Annotated in this window: 15 protein-coding genes; 8 read left to right on the forward strand and 7 right to left on the reverse strand. The window is 72.3% G+C overall.

Going from position 1 to position 21114, the window contains the following annotated elements:
* The first annotated feature begins 81 nt into the window (after positions 1-81).
* Together IU476_RS24180 and IU476_RS24185 are read left to right on the forward strand one after the other, a co-directional pair.
* Positions 82-849 (forward strand): ABC transporter ATP-binding protein, encoded by a 768-nt coding sequence (locus tag IU476_RS24180; RefSeq protein WP_195103704.1) that lies wholly within the window; start codon positions 82-84, stop codon positions 847-849.
* Positions 849-3368 (forward strand): ABC transporter permease, encoded by a 2520-nt coding sequence (locus IU476_RS24185; RefSeq protein WP_195103706.1) that lies wholly within the window; start codon positions 849-851, stop codon positions 3366-3368. The genes IU476_RS24180 and IU476_RS24185 overlap by 1 nt, the downstream gene beginning before the upstream one ends.
* A 199-nt stretch (positions 3369-3567) precedes the next feature.
* Here the strand turns inward: IU476_RS24185 and IU476_RS24190 are convergent, their stop codons facing one another.
* From IU476_RS24190 to IU476_RS36855, 4 genes are read right to left on the reverse strand one after another with little or no spacing between them, the layout of a single operon-like run.
* The gene (locus IU476_RS24190) at positions 3568-4725 is read right to left on the reverse strand and encodes a VWA domain-containing protein (RefSeq protein ID WP_195103708.1); all 1158 of its coding nucleotides are present in this window, start codon (positions 4723-4725) and stop codon (positions 3568-3570) included.
* Entirely contained in the window at positions 4722-7073 is a 2352-nt protein-coding gene (locus IU476_RS24195; protein WP_195103710.1) for a DUF5682 family protein, read from the reverse strand. The genes IU476_RS24190 and IU476_RS24195 overlap by 4 nt, the downstream gene beginning before the upstream one ends.
* Positions 7070-8173: an ATP-binding protein gene (locus tag IU476_RS24200; protein ID WP_195103712.1), complete on the reverse strand. Its 1104-nt coding sequence runs from the start codon at positions 8171-8173 to the stop codon at positions 7070-7072. The genes IU476_RS24195 and IU476_RS24200 overlap by 4 nt, the downstream gene beginning before the upstream one ends.
* Entirely contained in the window at positions 8170-11202 is a 3033-nt protein-coding gene (locus IU476_RS36855; protein ID WP_195103714.1) for a DUF5691 domain-containing protein, read from the reverse strand. The genes IU476_RS24200 and IU476_RS36855 overlap by 4 nt, the downstream gene beginning before the upstream one ends.
* A gap of 97 nt (positions 11203-11299) precedes the next feature.
* Here IU476_RS36855 and IU476_RS24210 point away from each other — a divergent pair, with 97 nt between their 5' ends.
* The 6 genes from IU476_RS24210 (at position 11300) to IU476_RS24235 (ending at position 17382) form a co-directional block, all read left to right on the forward strand.
* Positions 11300-11818, forward strand: a complete 519-nt coding sequence (locus IU476_RS24210; protein WP_195103716.1) for a DinB family protein — start codon at positions 11300-11302, stop codon at positions 11816-11818.
* Positions 11819-12150: 332 nt separating this feature from the next.
* Positions 12151-14574 (forward strand): AAA family ATPase, encoded by a 2424-nt coding sequence (locus IU476_RS24215; protein WP_324194252.1) that lies wholly within the window; start codon positions 12151-12153, stop codon positions 14572-14574.
* A complete protein-coding gene (locus tag IU476_RS24220; RefSeq protein ID WP_195103720.1) occupies positions 14559-14975 on the forward strand; it encodes a hypothetical protein in 417 nt (138 codons plus the stop codon). The genes IU476_RS24215 and IU476_RS24220 overlap by 16 nt, the downstream gene beginning before the upstream one ends.
* Before the next feature lie 48 nt (positions 14976-15023).
* A complete protein-coding gene (locus IU476_RS24225; RefSeq protein WP_195103722.1) occupies positions 15024-15425 on the forward strand; it encodes a YchJ family protein in 402 nt (133 codons plus the stop codon).
* A gap of 31 nt (positions 15426-15456) precedes the next feature.
* On the forward strand, positions 15457-15729 hold the full coding sequence (locus IU476_RS24230) for an Rdx family protein (protein ID WP_195103724.1): 273 nt from the start codon (positions 15457-15459) through the stop codon (positions 15727-15729).
* 78 nt (positions 15730-15807) lie between these two features.
* On the forward strand, positions 15808-17382 hold the full coding sequence (locus IU476_RS24235) for a carboxylesterase/lipase family protein (protein WP_195103726.1): 1575 nt from the start codon (positions 15808-15810) through the stop codon (positions 17380-17382).
* A 113-nt stretch (positions 17383-17495) separates the two neighbouring features.
* On the opposite strand, the gene IU476_RS24240 is transcribed toward IU476_RS24235, so the two are convergent.
* The 3 genes from IU476_RS24240 to IU476_RS24250 form a co-directional block, all read right to left on the reverse strand.
* Positions 17496-18794, reverse strand: a complete 1299-nt coding sequence (locus tag IU476_RS24240; protein WP_195103728.1) for a cytochrome P450 — start codon at positions 18792-18794, stop codon at positions 17496-17498.
* 123 nt (positions 18795-18917) lie between these two features.
* Positions 18918-19634: a TIGR03089 family protein gene (locus tag IU476_RS24245; protein ID WP_195103730.1), complete on the reverse strand. Its 717-nt coding sequence runs from the start codon at positions 19632-19634 to the stop codon at positions 18918-18920.
* Positions 19622-21037, reverse strand: coding sequence for an LCP family protein (locus tag IU476_RS24250; RefSeq protein ID WP_195103980.1), 1416 nt, complete (start codon positions 21035-21037; stop codon positions 19622-19624). The genes IU476_RS24245 and IU476_RS24250 overlap by 13 nt, the downstream gene beginning before the upstream one ends.
* Positions 21038-21114 lie beyond the last annotated feature (77 nt).

The raw sequence follows: 21114 nt of genomic DNA on the forward strand, positions 1-21114 counted from the left end.
ACGGCCCCGCGCCACACCACCCCAGGTATTGGGGGAAGACCCCGATGGCGCGCGCGTCCCGGTCCCGGAACACTGGGAGGCATGACTGCCGATGCCCTGAGCACCGAACCGGCCGCCGGACCCACGGCGGCCGCGGCCCGCGCGACCGACCTGGTGAAGCTCTACGGATCGGGCGACACCCAGGTGAAGGCCCTCGACGGGGTGTCGGCCGAGTTCGCGCACCGCGAGTTCACCGCGATCATGGGCCCGTCCGGTTCCGGGAAGTCCACGCTCATGCACTGTCTGGCGGGGCTGGACAGCGCCACCTCCGGCACCGTGCGGATCGGCGACACCGATCTCACCGAGTTGTCGGACAAGGAGATGACGCGGCTGCGGCGCGACCGCATCGGCTTCGTCTTCCAGGCGTTCAACCTGGTGCCGACGCTGACGGCGCTGGAGAACATCACGCTCCCACTGGATATCGCGGGCCGCCGCCCCGACGAGGAATGGCTGCAGACGGTGATCAAGCGGCTCGGCCTCGGCGACCGGCTCGGGCACCGGCCCAGCGAGCTGTCCGGCGGCCAGCAGCAGCGGGTGGCGTGCGCGCGGGCGCTGGCCGGCAAGCCCGACATCATCTTCGGCGACGAGCCCACCGGCAACCTCGATTCCCGCTCCTCCGGCGAGGTGCTGTCGATCCTGCGGGCCTCGGTCGACGAGTTCGGCCGCACCGTGGTGATCGTCACGCACGAACCGCACGCCGCCGCCTACGCCGACCGCGTGGTGTTCCTCGCAGACGGTCGCATCGTCGACGAGATGCGCGAGCCCACCGCGGACACCGTGCTGGACCGGATGAAGTCGCTGGAGCAGTGATGGCGGGCAATCCGATGCGCAAGGTGGTGCTGCGCAACCTGGCCGCGCACAAGGTGCGCCTGGCGCTGACGCTGCTCTCGGTGATCCTCGGAACCGCTTTCATCGCAGGCTCTTTCGTGTTCACCGACTCCCTGCAGCGCACCTTCGACGGCATCTTCGCCGGCCAGGCCAAGGGCGTCGACGTCCGGGTGGAGCCGAAGGAGCGGCAGTCGCTCGGGCTGCCGAACGAGGTCGTGGACAAGGTCGCGGCCACCGACGGGGTGCGCGCGGTGGCGCCGGCCGTGCAGGGTCCCGTGGTGCTGTTGAAGGACGGGCACGCGGTACAGACCGGCGGCGCGCCCACCTGGGGCAAGTCGTATCTGCCGCCGGACCGGGCGATCGCCGAACCCGAGAAGTTCGTCGACGGCGTCGCGCCGAGCCGGGCGGGGGAGATCGCCATCAACGCCGGCGGCGCGGAGCGGGCCGGGCTGCACGTCGGCGACCGGGCCAAGATCTTGATCCCGTCGCGCGGCAATATCGACGTCACCCTCAGCGGCATCTACGACGTGCCCTCCGACACCGGCGGTTTCATCGGCGTGCTGTTCGAGGACGCGCAGGCGCGGCAGCTGTTCACCGACGGGCAGCACGTGGCCTACGTGGATGTGGCCGCGACACCCGGTGTTTCGGACCAGGCGCTGCGCGACCGGATCGCCCAGGGGCTGCCGCAATACAAGGTGATGGACGGCGACCAGGTGCGCGAGGACCTGAAGGCGCAGGTCGGCAACGCGTTGAAGTTCGTCAACTACTTCCTGCTCGCCTTCGGCGCGATCGCCCTGCTGGTGGGCACCTTCATCATCTACAACACCTTCTCGATGATCGTGGCCCAGCGGCTGCGCGAACTGGCGCTGCTGCGCGCGGTCGGGGCCAGTCGCCGGCAGGTCGGCTGGTCGGTGGTGTCCGAGGCGGCCGTGATCGGCTTGGTCGGCAGCGCCATCGGTCTGGCCGGCGGGGTGGGGCTGGCGTTCGGATTGACGGCGCTGCTCAACGCCTTCGATCTCGGCCTGCCGACCGGCACCATGCAGGTGCTGCCGCGCACGGTGCTGGCGGCGCTCGGCGTCGGGCTGGTGGTGACGGTGGCCTCGGCCTACGCGCCGGCGCGGCGAGCCGCCCGGATCCCACCGGTGGAGGCGATGCGCGAGGAGTTCGCGTCGGTCGGCGAATCGCTGCGGGTGCGCACGCTCATCGGCGCGGTGCTGGCGGTGGCCGGCGTCGTGCTGGTGGTGCTGGGTGCGCGGCACACCGGCGGCAATGCGGCCCTGACCGTCGGAATCGGCGCGGCCGCACTGATTTTCGCGGTGCTGTTCGCCTCGCCGTCGCTGTCGCGCCCGGTCGTCGGCGGGCTCGGGGTGCTGATCCGCCCGTTCGGCCCGATCGGCCGGATGGCCCGCAACAACGCCATCCGCAATCCGCGCCGCACCGCCGCCACCGCCTTCGCGCTCACTCTCGGGCTGATGCTGGTGTCGCTCATCGGCATGCTGGGCTCCTCGGCCAAGGCCAGCGTCGGGGAACTGGTCGACAAGGGCGTCAAGGCCGATTACGTGCTGGCCGGGCCGCAGATGATCGGTGTTCCGCTCGGTGCCGGGCAGGCCGCGAAAGACGTTGCGGGCGTGCAGGATGTGGTGGCCGTGCGCGGGGTGGTGATGAAATCCGGCGACGACCAGCTGTTCGGCACCTCACCCAACGGCCGGCTGGACCACGTGCTCAACTACGAGATCCGTTCCGGCACCGGGTCGCTCGGCGACAACGACATCCTGGTCTCGGAAACCGAAGCCGGCGAACGGAATTGGCACGCCGGCGACCGGGTCGAGCTGACCAGCCTGGACAACAAGAAGTTCCCGGTCACGGTGTCGGGCGTCTACAAGGACACGCAGCTGCTCGGCCCGCTGGTGGTGTCGCAGGCGATGTACAACCAGGTGATGCCGGTGGCGCTGCGCACCGACGTGCTGGTGCTGGTGCAGGCGGCGCCCGGCGCGGACCTGAGCGCGATGCGCACCGACCTGGAGAAGGCGACCGCGCCCTACGTGGTGGTCCAGGTGCAGGACCGGGAGGAGTTCAAGGGCGCGCAGGGCCAGCAGATCAACACCATGCTGGCGATCCTGTACGGCCTGCTGGCGCTGGCGGTGGTGATCGCGGTGCTCGGCATCGTCAATACGCTCGCGCTGTCGGTGGTGGAGCGGCGGCGCGAGATCGGGATGCTGCGCGCCGTCGGGATGCAGCGGCCGCAGGTGCGGCGCACCATCTATCTGGAGTCCGTGCTGATCGCCGTGTTCGGTGCGGTGGTCGGTGTCGTCCTCGGTCTCGGCCTGGGCGTCGGCTTCCTGCGCACGCTGCGGGATCTCGGGTTGAGCACGATCGCGGTGCCTTGGGATCAGATCGTGCTGATGCTGGTCGGTTCGGCGATCGTCGGCGTGCTCGCGGCGCTGTGGCCGGGTATCCGGGCCGCGCGTACCCCGCCGCTGGCGGCCATCGCCGACCTGTGAGCGCCGGCCGTGTCCCCGTTGCGCCGGGGACACGGCCGCGTGTGCTCAGCGGGTCGCCCGCTGTGCGCGGCTACGCTGTACCGGCTGTCTCGATGTCCAGGCTCGCTAGGTTTCGGACGAAGGGGTGCGGTATGGATGTTCTTCCTGTGATCGGTCTGACGCTGGCCGTCATCATGATGGGCCTCAAGCTGTTCGGGAGTTAGTTCTTTCCGGCGTGGGCGTGTGCCCAGGCGGCCACGTCGCCGCGGTCGAGGGCCACGGCCAGCAGGTCCGGGAAGTTGTCGGGCGTGCAGGCGAAGGCGGGGACGCCGAGTCCCGCGAGCGCGGCGGCGTTGTCGTGGTCGTAGGCCGGCGCCCCGTCGTCGGACAGGGCCAGCAGGACCAGCACCTGCACCCCCGACTGCGTCATCGCGGCGACGCGGCGCAGCATCTCGTCGCGGATGCCGCCCTCGTAGAGGTCGGAGATCAGCACGAACAGGGTGTCGGCCGGGCGGGTGATCAGCTGTCCGCAGTAGGCGATCGCGCGATTGATGTCGGTGCCGCCGCCGAGCTGCGTGCCGAACAGCACGTCGACCGGGTCGTCCAGGTACTCGGTGAGATCGACGACGGCCGTGTCGAACACCACGAGCGAGGTGCGCAGCGAACGCATCGACGCGAGCACCGCCCCGAACACCGCGGCGTAGACCACGCTGGCGGCCATCGAGCCGGACTGGTCGATCGCCAGCACCACGTCGCGCCGCACGGCCTGGGCCCGGCGGCCGTAGCCCACCAGCCGCTGCGGCACCACGGTCCGGTGCTCGGGCAGGTAGTGCGCGAGGTTGCGGCGGATGGTGCGGTCCCAGTCGATGTCGCGCAGCCGCGGCCGCGAGACCCGCGCGGCCCGGTTCAGCGCGCCCGAGACGGCCGCCACGGTCCGGGCGGCGATGCGGCGCTCGATCTCGCCCACCACCTTCTCCACCACGGTGCGCGCGGTGGACTTGGTCGCCTCCGGCATCACCCGGTTCAGGCTCAGCAGGGTGCCGACCAGGTGTACGTCCGGCTCGACGGCCTCCAGTAGCTCGGGTTCGAGCAGCAGCCGGGTGAGGTTCAGGCGCTGGACCGCGTCGCGCTGCATCACTTCCACGACCGTGGACGGGAAGTAGCTGCGGATGTCGCCCAGCCAGCGGGCCACCTTCGGCGCGGAATCGCCCAGTCCGGCCGACCGCTTCTCGGCGGGGGACTGCTCGTCGGCGTTGTAGAGCGCCGACAGCGCCCGGTCCATCGCCGCGTCGTCGGCGGACGCCAGGCCGCCCAGGCTCGCTTCCGCCGGTGCGCCGAGGACCAGACGCCAACGGCGCGAGTGTGTTTCGTCGCTCATCGCGCGACCTCCAGGATCTCGGTGACGGCATGCAGTGCGAGCAGGCCGCGGTATTCGTCGGCGACGGTGGCGCCCGGGTCCGAGGTGGTCGGCGCGCGCTCGCGGACGGCTCGGGAGATGGCTTGGCGCTCACCGGTTTCGAAGGAGCCGAAGGTGCGGCGCAGCAGCGGCAGCGTGGTGACGAACTGGTCTTCGTCGAGGCCGCGCAACCAAGTGTCCACCAGGCGCAGCAGTTCTCGGTCGTGGACCAGCAGCAGGCCGCGGCCGCCGAGGAAGCCGTCGATCCAGGCCGCCTTCTCGGCCGGGGAATGCCCGACCGACAGTGCCGCGGACAGGCGCGTCGCGGACTCGCGATCGTCGAAAATGTTTGCGTCGCAGAGTAATCGGACGATGCGGCCGATCAACGAGCCGTGCACGTCGTCGCGGTCGGCGAGGGCGCGCAGCGCGGTCAGCCAGGCGGTGGTCGTGCGGTCGTCGTCGCGGGTGGCGATGGCGAGCTGCGCGGCCTCGATCAGGGCGCGCACCCGGTCGGCCGCGTCGGCGTCGAGTCCGGTCACCGCCCCGGACAGGCCGGCGCAGATGCGCACGAGCAGGCCGTCGGCGACCCGGGTGAGCGCCCGGACGTCGGTGCCGCGCACATTGCCGTAGCGCAGCGTGCGGATCAGGCCGGGCAGGGCGGCGAGCAGGTGGGTGACGTCGTGGTCCAGGGCCGCAACGGATTCCAGACGCGACACCAGGCCGTCGACGGCCCCGCCGAGGTCGGCCAGCAGCGCGTATTCGAGCGCGCCGCTCAGGTCGGCGACGGTGACCTCGCCGGCGGCGGCGGTGTCGAGCAGTTTCGCCTCGGCCGCGGTGCGGATGGTGGTGCCCCAGCGCGAGGCCTCGATGACCGCCACCGACAGCTCCGGTTCCCAGCGCAGCGTCCAGCTTTCGCGGAAGGTGCCGGTGTTGCGCACTTCGCCGGTTGTCGGTGTGCCCCAGCCGATGTCGAGCAGCCGGAGGCGGTGCAGCAGGTGTGAGCGCTCGACGTCGATGTCGCGGCGCAGGTCGAGGTCGAGCTGCCGGTCACCGGCCTGCTGTTTCAGTCGCAGCGTGCGGGACCGGGCGCGCAGGTCGGCGTCGAGCGGGACGGCCGGAGTGTCCTCGGGCACCGAGCCGAGCTCCTCGCCGACGACCAGTTCGCTGACGACCATGCGCAGCAGGGTCTCGTCCCCATCGCACAGCACCGACCGGGTGGCGTCGTTGACCTCCGACAATCCCGGCAGGGGCCGCCCGCGCAGCGCGGCCAAGGTCTCGGCCAGCCGCACGGATTCGATGATGTGCGCGCTCGACACCGGCAGGTCGTGGGCCCGCAGCGTGCCCGCCACCTTGGTCAGCCACCGCGCGATCGGCTGCCGCGTCTCGGTGAACAGGTGGTGGTACCAGCCCGGCGAGGTGATGCCCGCGCCGTATCCGGAGGACCCCGCCAGCCGCGAATGCGTCCACGGCACCCACGTGAGCGTCGCCTTCGTCTTCGGCATCCCCTTCAGCAGCCGCGCATCCGGAGCCGCCGGTCCCAGCTTCCCCTTCAGCGCGGGCGCATGCCAAGCACCGCACACCACTGCCAGCCGTTTCGCTCCGGCCTTCAACACCTTCCGCATCGTCTGCCGCATATAGGCCTCACGCCGCAGCGTGTGCGAATCGACGGGTGCGAGTGTGTCGGGGTCGCGTCCGTCCGGCATCTCTGCGGCGCGGTCCCGATCGCCTACAGCCGCAGCCGTGTCGCCGGTGCGCTCACGGGTGTCACCGGTGTCTGCGAGTGGCTCGGTGTGGCCGACGGATTCGCGCAGGGCGGCCATGGCCTCGGTGACGGCGTCGAAAGTAGTTGCGTCGGCGGTGGATTCGATGACGGCGTCCCACCAGCGTTCGGGGTCGTCGTAGCCCGCCGCGGCGGCGAGCGCGGCGAGCGGATCGGAGCGGTCGCCGGATTCGCCGTCGTGGGCGAGGACGTGGGTGGCGGGGAGATCGCAGAAGCCCACGGACACTTCGTGTTCCACCGCGTAGCGCAACGCCTGCCATTCGGGGGAGAACACCGCGAAGGGCCAGAAGGCGGCCCGCGACGGCGTATCCGGCACGTAGGCCAGCAGCGCGACCGGCGGGGCCATGCCCGCGCCCGCGACGTAGGCGACCAGCGGGTCGGCGTCGGCCGGGCCCTCGATCAGGATCGCGTCGGGCCGGAAGTGTTCGAGTGCCAGCCGCAGCGACCGCGCGGAACCCGGCCCGTGATGCCGGATCCCGAAGACACGGGTCTCGGGTGCCAAGTCGGAGTCCGCGGCCGCATCGTGCGCGGCGGGCGCGGCGGTGGTCATCCGTGCACCTCGCGGCAGGCGCGGTAGAAGTCCGCCCAGTCGGGACGGTCGCGGACCACGGCCTCCAGGTACTCCGTCCACACCACCGTGTCGGCGACCGGATCCTTGACGACCGCGCCCAGCACCGCGCCCGCCACGTCGGCGGCCCGCAGCACGCCGTCGCCGAAGTGCGCCGACAACGCCAGGCCGTTGGTGATCACCGAGATGGCCTCGGCGGTCGACAGCGTGCCCGAGGGGGACTTGAGCTTGGTGCGGCCGTCGGCGGTGCGACCCGACCGGAGCTCGCGGAACACCCGCACCACCCGGCGCACCTCCTCGGCCGCCGCCGGCACCGCGGGCAGTTCCAGTGCGGCGCCGAGTTGTTCGACGCGGCGCACGACGATCGCGACCTCCTCGTCCTCGTCGGCCGGCAGCGGCAGCACCACCGTGTTGAACCGGCGGCGCAGCGCGGAGGACAGCTCGTTGACGCCGCGGTCGCGGTCGTTGGCGGTGGCGATCACGTTGAAGCCCTTGGCCGCCTGCACCTCGGTGCCCAGCTCCGGCACCGGCAGCGTCTTCTCCGACAGGACCGTGATCAGCGCGTCCTGCATATCCGAGGGGATGCGGGTGAGTTCCTCGATGCGGGCGAGGGCGCCGGTCCGCATGGCCGTCATGACGGGTGAGGGCACCAGCGCGCCCTCGCTCGGCCCTTCCGCCAGCAGCCGCGCGTAGTTCCACCCGTAGCGCACGGCTTCCTCCGCCGTGCCGGACGTGCCCTGCACCAGCAGGGTGGACGCGCCGCAGATGGCGGCCGAGAGATGTTCGGACACCCAGGTTTTCGCGGTGCCCGGCACGCCGAGCAGCAGCAGGGCGCGGTCGGTCGCGAGGGTCGCCACCGCCACTTCCATGAGCCGGCGCGGGCCGACGTACTTGGGACTGATCACGGTGCCGTCGGCGAGGGTGCCGCCGAGCAGATAGGTCACCACCGCCCACGGCGACAGCCGCCACGACGGCGGGCGCGGGCGGTCGTCGATCGCGGCGAGGGCGCGCAGCTCCTCGGCGAAGGCCTGTTCGGCGTGCGGGCGCAGCAGGTCGCCGGGCGCGGTGGGAGTGGTGGTCACTGCAGCTCCTCGAGCATCGTGGTGCGTTCGGTCAGGTCTTGGGCGAGTTGATCGAAAGTGTGCTGCCACTGCGGATCGCCGCAGCGCCGCGCGGCGACCGCGACGGTGCGGTGCGCCGCGACCGGGAAATACACGGCGGCGGTGCGGAACAGGGTGCGATAGGAGGCGGGGGAGAGGCCGGGCGCGCCCGGCCGCGCCGCCGCCAGCTGTGCCCGGTCGAGCAGCAGGTGGGTCAGGTGTTCGGCTAGCGGCATGGGCCACGGCCGCGGCACCGCGCGCACCAGCAGTTCGACCTCGGCCAGCCAGCTGCTGTCGAGCTGCCGCAGATAGCGCACCCGCTCGTCGAGCGGCAGCAGCGCGAACAGCTCGCGGCGCAGATCGAGGTCGGCGCCCAGTGTCGGAGTGGCGGTCAGTACCTCGAACAGCGTTGCCGCCCAGCGCTTGTCGCCTTGCGCGAGAGCCGCGTCGGCCCAGCCCGCGAACATCGGGCCGAGCATCTCGTCGGCCATGCGGACCCGCACGGCCTGCTCCGGCGTGGCGAACAGCGCCTCCCAATGACGCAGCGGGGTGGCGGCCACGGTGCGGCGCAGCCATTCGGCGGCCACATCGGGCGCGCCGTCCATCCGGTAGGCCGTGGCGCCGGGCCGATCGGCGATGCCGTCGCGGCGGTCGGCGTCGTCGAGGGCGCGCGGCAGGTGGGCGACGAGCCGAGCCTCGGTGAGCGTGAGCCAGCGGGCCGACCGCTGCGCCATGCGCTGGGCGAACGCCGACTCGGGCAGCCGGGCGAGCAGATCCGCGGCGAGGCGGCGCACCTCGGCGCGCGCGTCGTCGAGCGCGGATTCCAGCAGCGGTTCGTCGGCGAGTTCGAGCCGGTCGGCCAGGACGGCGAGGAGTTCGGCACGGACCGGTCCCGGTTCCGCGCGCCAGCTCTCGGCGAGTGCCGCGCGGGCTGCCCCGGGGTCCCGCGTGCGCAGGTCGGCCAGCCACGCGCGGCGCTCGGCGGGGCGGCCGTGCGACCACGCGTCGGCGGATTCGAGCCCGGTGCTCACCAGCTTCTGCCACTGCGGGTTGTGCCGGGCGAGCCAGCTGCCGCGCAGGCCCGCCAGCCGCAGCAGCGGTTCCCGCAGTGCCGCTTGGGTTCTGGCCTGCTCGAGCAGCAGCGCGCAGAGCGAATCCGGTGCCCGGTAGTCGTGCGGCGCGGCGGCCTCGAACCATTCGGCGAGGAACGGCGAGCGCTCGGTTACCAGCCGGGCGAGCCGGTGCGCGGCGTGCTTCGGCAAGGTCGGCCGGGTGTCGTCGGCGGCGGGCTCGGGCAGTTCCGCGGTGCTCGCGACGGTGCCGCCGCGCTCGAAAACGTCTTGCAGCGCGGCGGTTTCGAGCAGCACGGCGGCCGGGTCGCCGGTCAATCCGGCGGCCGCCGCGGCGACCGGCCGGGGCAGCCGCGCCACCTCCGCGCCGCGGCGGGCGGTGCCCAGCAGCGCCACCGACGTCAACTCGCCGCTCGGTGCGTCCTCGGCCGCGCCGATCACCTCCGCGCCGACATCGACGATGTCACCGTCGGCGAAGGCCGAGATCGGCACCAGCCCATCGGCGGTCCACTCACCGATCACCGTGATCGGATGCCCGCCGGAAATCCCCGCCAGCCGCCACGGCGGCTCCGCCAGCCGCGCCATCGGCAGCGCCGCCCCGTCCGATTCGGCCACGTACCAACGGTTCTCCGCCACCACCGGCACCACGCCGGCCAACAGAACCGGCCACGCCCGCAACCACGGATCCGCCCCCAGCGCCCTCGCATGATCCCCCAGCGCCGCCGCGACCGTCCCACGCTCCGCCGCCTCCGACGAACCACCGCCCACCCGAGCATCGAGCCGACCACCGACCACCTCGCCCGAAACCGACCTGCCCGGCCCGCCCACGACCGGGCTACCCGAACTATCGCTGTCTTCCGTTGGGGCGGGGGCGGTTCCGGTGATGTGGGTGTCGACGGGTGGGATGGTGGTGAAGGGGATGGGGGTGGCGTGGCGGTTGCCCCAGAGGGCTCGGAGGTTGGCGGCGGCGGGGTAGTAGTGGAGGTCGGCGTCGAGCATGAAGCCGGGGGTGGGCATGTCGGCGGGGAAATTCGGAGCGCCGTAGGAGTGGTCGATGAGGACGGCCCAGCGGCCGGTGTGGCGGCCGCGCAGCCAGACTCGGCGGGTGTAGAGGCGCTCGTCGTCGGTGATGCGGCGGCCCAGGACCATCCAGTGGTCGCGGACCGCGGGCGTGCGGCGGACGGATTCCGCGGGCATCGGGTAGCCGAGGTGGGCGCGGACGCCCGCGGCCAGCGCGGGCGGCAGCTCCTCGAGGCGGCGGTGCGCCGCCGCCAGCAGATGCAGCCGGCCGTATTCGCGCAGCAGCAAGGCGGGCCAATCGGCGCGCAACACGACATTGCGGGGAAGTTGCCGCAGCGCCGAGGCCGCCCCCGGCGCCTGGGCGTCGACCATGCGCGCGGCGACCGCCTCGAAGGCCTCGAACGAGCGCTCGGCCTGTGCCAGCCCCGTGCGCACCTGATCGCACAGCCAGACGTCGAGGTCCTCGAGCCCCGCCGCGACCCGGGTCCGGCGCTGCCGCGCGGTCTCCGCCCGCGCCGACTTCCTCGCCGGGTCGCCGGACGCGGCGGCCTGCGTCTTCTTCGCCGCGGCGGCCGCCCGGCCCGCCAGCCACTCCGCCGCGAAATCCGGCGGCTCCGCCGCTTCGGCGACCGCCCCTTCCGACCAGGTCAACAGCAGCGACAGTGCGTGTTTACAGGGGAACTTCCGGCTCGGGCACGAACACTTGTACGCCGGCCCGGTCAAGTCGACGACGGTGCGGTACGGCGTGGCGCCGCTGCCCTTGCACCGCCCCCACACCGCGGATCCGTGCGTGCCGCTCTCCAGCCAGCGGCCGTACAGTTTCCGGGCCGCGGTGAGCGCCGCGGCGTCCGGCGCGAGCGCCGCGACCTGTTCCGTCGTCCAGCGTGCGGCGTGCGTCCCCGCCCCGGTCGTCGTCGTCACCCTCGCCCCCGTTCGCTCGTCTGCCCGGATTTGTACTCCATCCCACCGACAGAAAAATTCCCGGTCACCGCGGGCCCGCCTGTGCGATCATCGCCCGATGTCCGTCTCCCGCCGCGACCTGCTGCGCTGGCAATTCGATATGACCTGGGCGCTGCTCGACCTGCACCTGCAAGCACTCGCCGTCGACGACTACCGCTGGGAACCGGCGCCACTGGTGTGGACGGTACGCCCCGGCCCGGACGGCACGTGGATCCCGGACTGGTCAGACACCGAACCCGATCCGATCCCGGTGCCCACCGTCGCCTGGCTCACCTGGCACATCGGCTGGTGGTGGACGGTCACGCTGGACCATGCCCGCGGCCGCCCGGTGCGTGACCGCGAGGACGTGCACTGGCCCGGCACGCAGCACGTCGTCGACTGGCTCGCCGGTCTGCGCGCCGAGTGGCGGCACGTGCTGGACTCCTACACCGACGCCGACCTCAACGTACCCGCCGCCTTCCCCTGGGGCGACACGCCCGACCGGACCGTCGCGCACACGGTCGCGTGGGTGAACGCCGAACTGATGAAGAACGCCGCCGAGATCGGCCAACTACGCCTGCTCCGCGCGGCCCGGTAGGTTCGCCCGCCGGTAGCGGTGTCAATTGCCGTGCCGCAGAGCGCCTTTGCGGCGTTAAGTGCCCTTGCTTATCGCGGCGCGCTCTGGCATTCTGATCTGTTCGGTTGATCCGAGCCACCCGATCGTTGGGTGAAACCCGTGGAACTGCCCGGCCGGGACGGCCGAGGGGTGGACATCGGGCGGATCAACCGTATCGATGGCCATAGCGTCCCGCCGGGCCGGTTCGCCGGATGCGCTGTCGCAGGCGCGCATTCGACGGCTATCCGGTAGCGTTCGGCACGACCGCGGGCCTCCGCCGAGGCCCGCGGCGCGGGTCGTCGAACGTCGAGGGAGTGGCATTGGGGGATGGACCGCAGGATGCCGCGCCGCGCCTGACGGAGTTGGTGTCGCGCCGTCTGGATTCCGACCCGACCATCACGCCCGAAGTCGCCCGCACGGTGCTGGACGCGCTGGGCGCCGAGCCGGATCGCTCCCGGTCCGACCCCGCCCACAGCGGAATCTTCCTGCGCGCCATCCGGGTTCGCGGCTTCCGCGGGATCGGTCCGGAGGCCGCGCTGGAACTGCGGCCGGGCCCCGGTCTCACGCTGGTGGTGGGCCGCAACGGATCCGGCAAGTCCAGCTTCGCCGAGGCCGCCGAACTGGCGCTGACCGGCGTCAACCGCCGTTGGGAGGGCCGCTCGGCGGTGTGGCGCGAAGGCTGGCGGAACCTGCACGACGGCAGCGTCTCGCGCGTCGATCTGGAGCTGACCACCGCCGGTTCCGACGGCGAACTCACCATCACCCGGGAGTGGCCCGACGGCGCCGACCTGGCCGGCGGCACCTGGACCCAGCAGCGAAAAGGCCACGCGCCCACCGAATTCCACGCCGAGGACTGGGCGCGGGCGCTGGAGCTGTACCGGCCGTTCCTGTCCTACAGCGAACTCGGCGCACTCGTCGACGGCCGTCCCAGCGACCTGTTCGACGCCCTGCACCAACTGCTCGGGCTGGATGATCTCACCGCGGCCCAGGAACGCACCCGGGTCCGGCGGCTGGAGCTGGAGCGGGCCGCGCGGCAGTCCCGCGACGAGCGCAACGCGCTGCTGGTGGCGCTGTCGACCGTCGCCGACGAGCGCGCCACCCGGGTCGCCGAGCTGCTCCGACAGACCCCGCCGGACCTGGCGGGCATCGGCCGGGAACTGGCGGGCGCGCGGCACGACCCGACGGGAGCGGCCGCGCTGCAGGCGATTCTGCGGTTGCGCCTGCCCGAGCCGGTCGAGGTCGACGCCGCCGCGATCGAGGTGGACCGCTGCGTCGCCGAACTCGCCGCCCGCTCCACCGGCGACACCGAATCCGAGCTGCGCGTGCTGGACCTGCTGCGCCGCGCCCGCACCCACAGCGACGCGGCCGGGGACTGCGCCTGCCCGGTCTGCGGCCGCGGCACCCTCGACCAGGCCTGGCAGCGCGAGACCGACGCGCAGATCGCCCGCCTGACCGACCGGGCCGCCGCGCTCACCGCCGCCCGCGTCGCGCTGGACCAGGCCGTGCAGCGGGCCCGGCAGCTGGTGAAACCCGTTCCGGCCGAACTGGATCCGCCACCGCCGGAGGCGCCGAACGTGGACACCGGTCCGGCGCGGCGCACCTGGTCGGCGTGGGCGGCGCTGGCCGACGCGGAGCGCGACACCGACCTGGCCGACCGGCTGCGGGTGGCGCACACCGACGCCGTGCGCGGACTGGAGACGCTGCGCCGCTCGGCGCGCAAGGAACTCGACCGGCTCGACGCGGTGTGGACGCCGCTGGTGCCGCGCATCGCCGCCTGGCTGCAGGGCGCGAAGCTGGTGGCCGCCGCCGACCCCGAGCTGCGCACCGTGCGCCGCGCCGAGGACTGGCTGAAATCGGCCGCGGCGGGCCTGCGCGACGAACGCATGGCGCCCCTGGCCGATCACGCCCGCCGGATCTGGCGGGGCCTGCGCCAGCAGAGCAATGTGGACCTCGGCGCGATTCGCCTGCAGGGCAACGCCGGTGCGACCCGCAAGGTCCTGCTGGACGTCACGGTCGACGACACCGGCGGCACCGCGCTCGGCGTGATGAGCCAGGGCGAGTTGCACGCGCTCGGCCTCGCGCTGTTCCTCCCGCGCGCCACCGTGCCGGAGAGCCCGTTCGGCTTCGTCGTGATCGACGATCCCGTGCAGGCCATGGATCCGGCGAAGGTCGACGGCCTGGCGCGGGTGCTCTCCGCCGCCGCCCGCAGCGGGCGGCAGGTGGTGGTCTTCACCCACGACGAGCGGCTGGCCGAGGCGGTGCGGCGGCTGCGCCTGGACGCCACGGTGCTCGACGTGCAGCGGCGCGAGCGGTCGACGGTCGAGTTGCGGGTCGCCGAGGATCCGGTGCGTCGCTACCTCAGCGATGCCAACGCCCTGCTGCGCACCAAGCAGCTGCCGCGCGCCATCGCCGCCGAGCTGGTGATCACGTGCTGCCGCTCGGCGATCGAGGCGGCGGCGCTGGCCCGCGCGCGGCGCAGCCTGCTCGGCGCGGGCGTCGACCACCGGGAGGTGCAGCGCCGCGTGGACGCCGCCCGGACCACCTGGGAGAAGGTGTCGCTGGCCGTCTTCGGCGACCCGGACCGCGTGGACGACCTGAACGCCCAGCTGGATCGCGACGCGCCCTGGGCGCGGGCGGTGGTGCGCGACGCGGCCGCGGGCGCGCACATCCGCATCGATCGCAACGGCGGCGAATTGATCTCCGGGACCAGGAAATTCGTCAAGTGGCTGAACCCGTGACACCGACCGTCGCGCAGCGGCTGGCCGCCGCCGACGAACTGCTGCGCGGCTCGGTCACCGACGCCGGCGGGCTGTGGTCGCGGGCCACCGTGTGGATCCTGCGCATCGTGCTGGAGCAGTCGATGGACCAGCTGTGGTCGCGGGTGGCGCCGCCGGTGGCGCGCTGCAGCATGCGGGCGCAGCTGCTGGCGCTGGCGCCGTACGCCGGGACCGAGACGGCCGGCCGCATCGCCACGTTGTGGGCGGCGCTGTCGCGGGCCGGGCATCACCAGGACTACGAGCTGGCGCCGACAGTCGTGGAACTGCGCGGGTGGTACGACGAAACCATCCGCCTCGCCGAGGAATTGGCGCAGCTGGAAAGCACCTCGGAACAGGCCCGCGATCGGCCGCGCGAGTCTTGACGAGCGGGCACGCCGCACACGGTTCACCCCGCTGCGGATAATCGACGAATGCCCGAGAGCCCCACCGGTTCCGCGCCGTGCCCGTGCCGCAGCGGCGAGACCTTCGAGCGGTGCTGCGGCCCGCGTCTGGACGGCACCAGCCCCGCGCCCACGGCGGAGGCGCTGATGCGGTCGCGCTACACCGCCTTCGCCGTCGGCGACCTCGACTATCTGCGGCGCTCGTGGCATCCGCGTACCCGGCCGCGCCACCTGACCCTCGATCCGGACCAGCGTTGGCTGTTTCTGGAGATCGAGCGGACCGAACGCGGCGGGCCGTTCGACGACAGCGGCGTGGTCGAATTCCGGGCGCACTACCGCTCGCACGGGCAGCGGGCGGCGCTGCACGAGCGCAGCCGATTCACCCGGGTCGACGGCGCGTGGGTCTACGTGGACGGCGATATCGAATCGTGATGGTCACCGCCGCCTCCCGTAGTGTTCGGCTATGCCACACGTCGCGATCGAGTACTGCACCCAGTGCCGCTGGCTGTTGCGGGCGGGCTGGATGGCCCAGGAGTTGCTGAGTACCTTCGGGACCGACCTGTCGCAGGTCGCGCTCGTGCCCGGCGCGGGCGGGGTCTTCCGCATCACGCTCGACGGCGAACAGATCTGGGAACGCAAGGCCGACGGCGGTTTCCCCGAGATCGCGGTGCTCAAGCAGCGCGTGCGCGACCGCATCGATCCCGGCCGCGACCTCGGGCACGTCGACCGCGCCTGAGAGTGTCACCGGCCGTTCGCGGTTTGGGAAATGATCTCCGACGTACTCTCGATACAAGGGAGTACGAGGAGGTGCGAGATGAGCACTCAATTCTTCGAGCCGGCACCGAGCGTGATCGAGCCGGGCTCCGGCCCCGTCGCCCGGACGCAGGCGGGTGATGTGCGCGGTCTGCGGGAGGGCTCGGTGCACGTCTGGCGCAGCATTCCGTATGCCGCCGCGCCGGCCGGTCCGCAGCGGTTCCGCCGCCCCGAGCCGCCGCGGCCGTGGGACGGGGTGCGCGAGTGCACCGCGTTCGGCGAGATCGCCCCGCAGTCCATGGGGGCCATGGTTCCGGTGGACTCCGGCCTGCGCATGGGCGAGGACTGCCTGTGGGTGAACGTCTGGGCCCCGGCCGACACCTTCGACGAGCCGCGCCCGGTGCTGGTGTGGCTGCACGGCGGCGCGTACTGCCTGGGGACCGCGGCGCAGCGCATCTACGACGGCCGCAACCTGGTGGAGGCCGGCGGCGTCGTGGTCGTCGGGGTCAACTACCGGCTGGGCGCGCTCGGCTTCCTCGACCTGTCCTCCCTCGGTGACGGCTTCGTGCCCAATCTCGGCCTGCACGACCAGATCGCCGCCCTGGAATGGGTGCGCGACAATATCGCCGCCTTCGGTGGCGACCCGGGCAATGTCACCGTCTTCGGCGAATCCTCCGGCGCGGGCTGCGTGACCGCGCTACTCACCGCCCCGCCCGCCGCGGGGCTGTTTCATCGCGCGATCGCCCAGAGCCCGCCCGCCACTACGGTTTTCGGCCCGGAGCGGGCCGCGGTCGTGGCACGGCGCTTTTTGGAGCTGCTGGAATTACCGCCCGAGCGGGCGAACGAGTTGTCGGAGATGCCGATCGAGCGGATCGTCGACGCCGCGGGCATTCTGCTCGACGAGGTGCCGTTGCAGTCGCCGGGTCGATTGGCCGCCGCGCCCGTGGTGGACGGGGACCTATTACCCGGCTATCCGACCGACCGCTTCCAGGAGGGGCGCTCGCACCGGGTGCCGCTGATCATCGGCACCAACAAGGAGGAGTCGTCGCTGTTCCGGCTGTTCCGCTCGCCGATCATGCCGGTCACGCCGGACGCGGTGAACGCCATGCTGAACGCCGTGGCCTCCGACCACCCCGAGCTGCCGGCCGAGCGCATCGCCGAGATCACCTCCGCCTACCCCGACCTGACCAAGACCCGCGGCGCCCTGGCGATGTCCACCGACGCCGCGTTCCGGATGCCGGCGCACTGGGTCGCCGACGCGCACTCGCGGCACACTCGCACCTGGATGTACCGCTTCGACCAGGCCACCCCGATGCTGAAGGCGGCCCGCGTCGGCGCCGGGCACGCGACCGAATTGCCGTACGTCTTCGGCAATTTCGGCACCTTGAACCACGATCCGACGTTCTGGCTCGGCGGGCGCAAGGTCGCCACGGAGGTGTCGGGCCGGATGATGCGGCGCTGGCTGGCCTTCGCCGAGCACGGGGTGCCCGCCGCGCTGGACGGCTCCAAGCATTGGCCGCCCTACCGCGAATCCACCCGCACCACCTTGCTCATCGACGCCGCCGACCGAGTCGTCGACGACCCGGACCACGACCTGCACACCGCCTGGGGCGACCGAGTCGTCGGCTTCAGCTGACCACCATCACCACGTAACCGCGGCGCTGCGCCCGGCGGCAGCACGCACCGGCTGCGCCGCTGCGGTAGCGAGTCGCACCGGGTCAGCGGCGGTGGTGAGCCCGGCGGCTCGGCTCAGACGGGTGCCGGGTGCTTCGCGCGGTGGCCCAGTAATACCGGTAGGTGGCTGTAGCCGTGCAGGGTGAACAGCGGGCGGCGCTGCGGCTCGCCCGCCAGCTGTAGGTGCGGGAAGCGTTCGAACAGCGAGCGCAGCGCGTGGGTTCCCTCCATCCGCGCCAGGCTGGCGCCCAGGCAGACGTGGATGCCGGAGGAGAAGGTCAGATGGTCCTTGGCGTTGGCGCGGCCGATATCGAAGCGGTCCGGATCGGTGAAGACCGCCGGGTCGCGGTTGGCGCCCGCGAGCAGCAGCACGACGGTGCTGCCCGCCCGCACGGGTGTGCCCGCGAGTTCGACATCGCGACCGGCGATCCGGGCGGTGCTCTGCACCGGGGCGTCGAAACGCAGGATCTCCTCGACGGCGTTGGGCCACAGGTCCGGCTCGGCGCGCAGCCGGGCCAGCTGCTCGGGATGGGCGAGCAACTGGACGACGCCGTTGCTGATGAGATTCACGGTCGTCTCGAAACCCGCGCCCATCAGCAGCGTGGCCGACGCCTTCAGCTCTCGGTCGTCCAGCTCGCCCGCCGTGACCAGACCGGAGAGGATGTCCTCGCCCGGCTCGCGGCGCAGGCGGGCGATGTGCTCGTCGAGGTAGCGGTCCATCTCGAGCAGCGCGGCCGAGGCCGTGCGGGTGGTGCGCCAGCTGGTGCCGATGTCCAGCAGGGGCGAGGCGGCATCGCCCCAGGCGAGGAAGCGCTCACGCTCGCGGTCGGGGAAACCGAGCATTTCGGAGATGATCGCGATCGGCACCTGCGAGGCGTAGGCGGCCACCAGATCGGCCGACCCGTCGGAGGGCAGCGCGTCCAGCAGCTCCGCCGTCACCGACTCCACGCGCTCGCGCAGGCGGCCGATGGCACGTGGTGTGAACGCCGACGCCACCGGTTTGCGCATGCGAGTGTGGTCGGGCGGGTCGATCACCAGCATGGAGGGCGGGCTGACGGGATTGGGCGGCAACTCCGCCAGCTCCATCAGCCGGCGCAGCGGCTTGGGCACGAAGCCCTCGGCGGCGGCCACGCCGAAGGTGTTGTCGCGCAGCACCGTCCGGCACAGTTCGTGGTCGGCGGTGGCCCAGCCCAGCGGGGTGCGCACGAGCCGGCCCTGGGCGCGCAGCGACTCGAGCAGCGGTATCGGATCGTGCACGGCGTCCGGCGCGGACATCAGCCGCGCCAGCACCTCGCCGCGCCGGGAGTAGGTCTTCAGCGCCAGTCGCGGCGCGCCCTGCACCACCAGCCATCGAAACCAGTACCGAGGCTTCATTGCCTTCCCCGTTCGTCGTCAGGTCCTGCTCCAACCGTACGGAAACACCGCACGCCGGGAAACGGCCCGCGGTCGGAGCCACCCGACCTACCCCGGTAGGACATGACGCTCCGACCGGCGGGGTCAGGAGCGGGTGGCAGTGACGCGTTCGGCGCGGATGCGGTCCTCGCGCTTGGCCGGGTCGGGGTTGACCACCTGCACCAGCGACGCGCCCGCGATGTACACGGCGAGCAGGCCGTCCACGAGCTCGGCGGGCGTATCCCACGGCGTGTCGGACAGCACCCGATCCTCCGCCGAAAAGCCCTGCTGGGCAGCCGATTTGCGGGCCGCGGCGAGGACGTCTGCGACCGGCTGCCCGTCCAGCGCGACACCCACGCCGCCCGGCAGGAACTGGTCGCCGTGCGTGCGGACCGAGGTCGCGAAGTCGGTCACGCCGACGGGAAGATCGCGCACCGGCGCGCCCAGCGCGTCGAGCGAGAGCGCGGCCACCTCGGCCACGTGCTCGACCTCGCCGAGGCGGTCCGCGGTCACCAGCGCGAGTTCCGCGTCGTCGTCCGCGTGCAGCACCACCTCGGCGCCCGCCCACCAGCAACCCAGCAGCACCGCCGCGGTCTGCCAGTGCGCGGGCAGCAGCACCGCCACCCGGCCGCCGGGCGTGATGCCGAATTCGTCGCGAATCAGGTTGGCGGTCTTGGCCGCCCAGTTCGCCAGCGTCAGCGCCGACAGCTCGATGCGGGCGCCGGTGGCGTCGTCGTAGTAGGTGATCCGGGGGCCGGCGGGATCGCGGGCGAGCAGGGGATCGAGCAGCGCCTCGGTCACGGTCTGGTTCAGTTCACGCATTTCGGTCCGTTCTGGCCTGCGGTGATGGGTGGCGCGGGGGGCACCGGCGTCGCCGTTTCCGAGGAGCCCGACAGATCGAACAGGCTGCCCGCCGACGAACCCGGACCAGAGTAGTCACCGGCCAGCACCACGCGGACCGCACCCTCCGGCAGCCCGGCCTCGGCCACCACCGGCACCCCGCCCAACGCCTTGGCGACCGCCTTCGCCTTCGCGTCGGAGGTGTCGGCCGCGAGCACCCGGCTGGCCGGCACCGGCCCGCCGATCCAGTTGTCGACCGTGCCGGTGCGGAAACCCTTGCCCACCAACGCCTGCGCCACCTGTCCGGCCAGGCCCGGGGTGCCGCTGGCGTTGTAGACGTCGGCGGTGATCTCCGCCGGGCTCACCGCGCCGGAATCCTCGTCCTTCGGTTCGTCGCCGACCATGCCTGCGACGTAGGCCTTCACCGCCGAGGTGTCCACCTTCACCACCGATTCGCCGTCGGCGGTGCTGCCGTTGAGGTCCTTGACCGGAATGGTCTCGAACCGCACCTGCCCGCCCGACAGGTCCTTCAGCTGCTGCAGGAATTGCACCACGTCCCAGTCCTGGTCGAGCACGATGGTGCGTCCGACCGCGTCGCTGAGCTGCTGCAGCTTGCCCGGATTGGTGAGCATCTTCGCGCTCAGCGTCTGCTGCACCAGGCCCGCCATGAAAACCTGCTGGCGCACGATGCGATCGAGATCGCCGCGCTGCAGGTCGTGGCGCTGCCGCACGAAACTCAGTGCCTGCGGCCCGCTGAGACGTTGATCGCCGGCGGGGAACTCGGCGCCCGACAGCGGCTCGTCGACGGCGTTGTTCAGGCAGACGTCCACCCCGCCCACGGCATCGGTGAGCAGCACGAAACCCAGCAGGCTCACCTCGGCGTAGTGGTCCACGGAGATCCCGGTGAGATTGGCGACCGTCTTGATCAGCGTCTGCCGCCCGGTCTGGGTGGACTGCTTCTCCGCCTCGGCGGCCGATTTGCCTTGCGCGAGCAGCTTTTCGCGGGCCGCCTCCTTGCTGACCCCGTACGCCGAATTGATCTTGCCCATGCCGATGCCCGGAATGTCGACGTAGGAGTCGCGGGGGATGGAGACGGCGGTGGCGGAGCGGCCGTCGTTGGGCACCCGGACCAGCACGATGGTGTCGGTGTTGGTGCCGACCTCGTCGCCGGCGTGCAGCATGGCGCGCTCGTTGTCGGACAGCGGGTTGCCGCGGGCGTCGGTGCGGCTGTCGATGCCGACCATCAGGATGTCGGTCGCGCCGTCGCGCGCTCCGCCCAGGCCCAGGTCGCCGATGCGCTGGATCCCCGAGATCAGCCCGTCGACGCTGTGCCAGCCGAATCCGGTGACGATGAACACGACGGCCGCGGCCACCGCGGCCAGCATCCGCCCGTTGCGGCCGGGCCCCGGCGCCGCCGCCGGCCGGCTGCCGCGGAGCGGTGGCAAACCGGCGCTGCGCGGCC

This window comes from Nocardia blacklockiae, from assembly GCF_015477355.1.
GTDB lineage: Bacteria > Actinomycetota > Actinomycetes > Mycobacteriales > Mycobacteriaceae > Nocardia > Nocardia blacklockiae.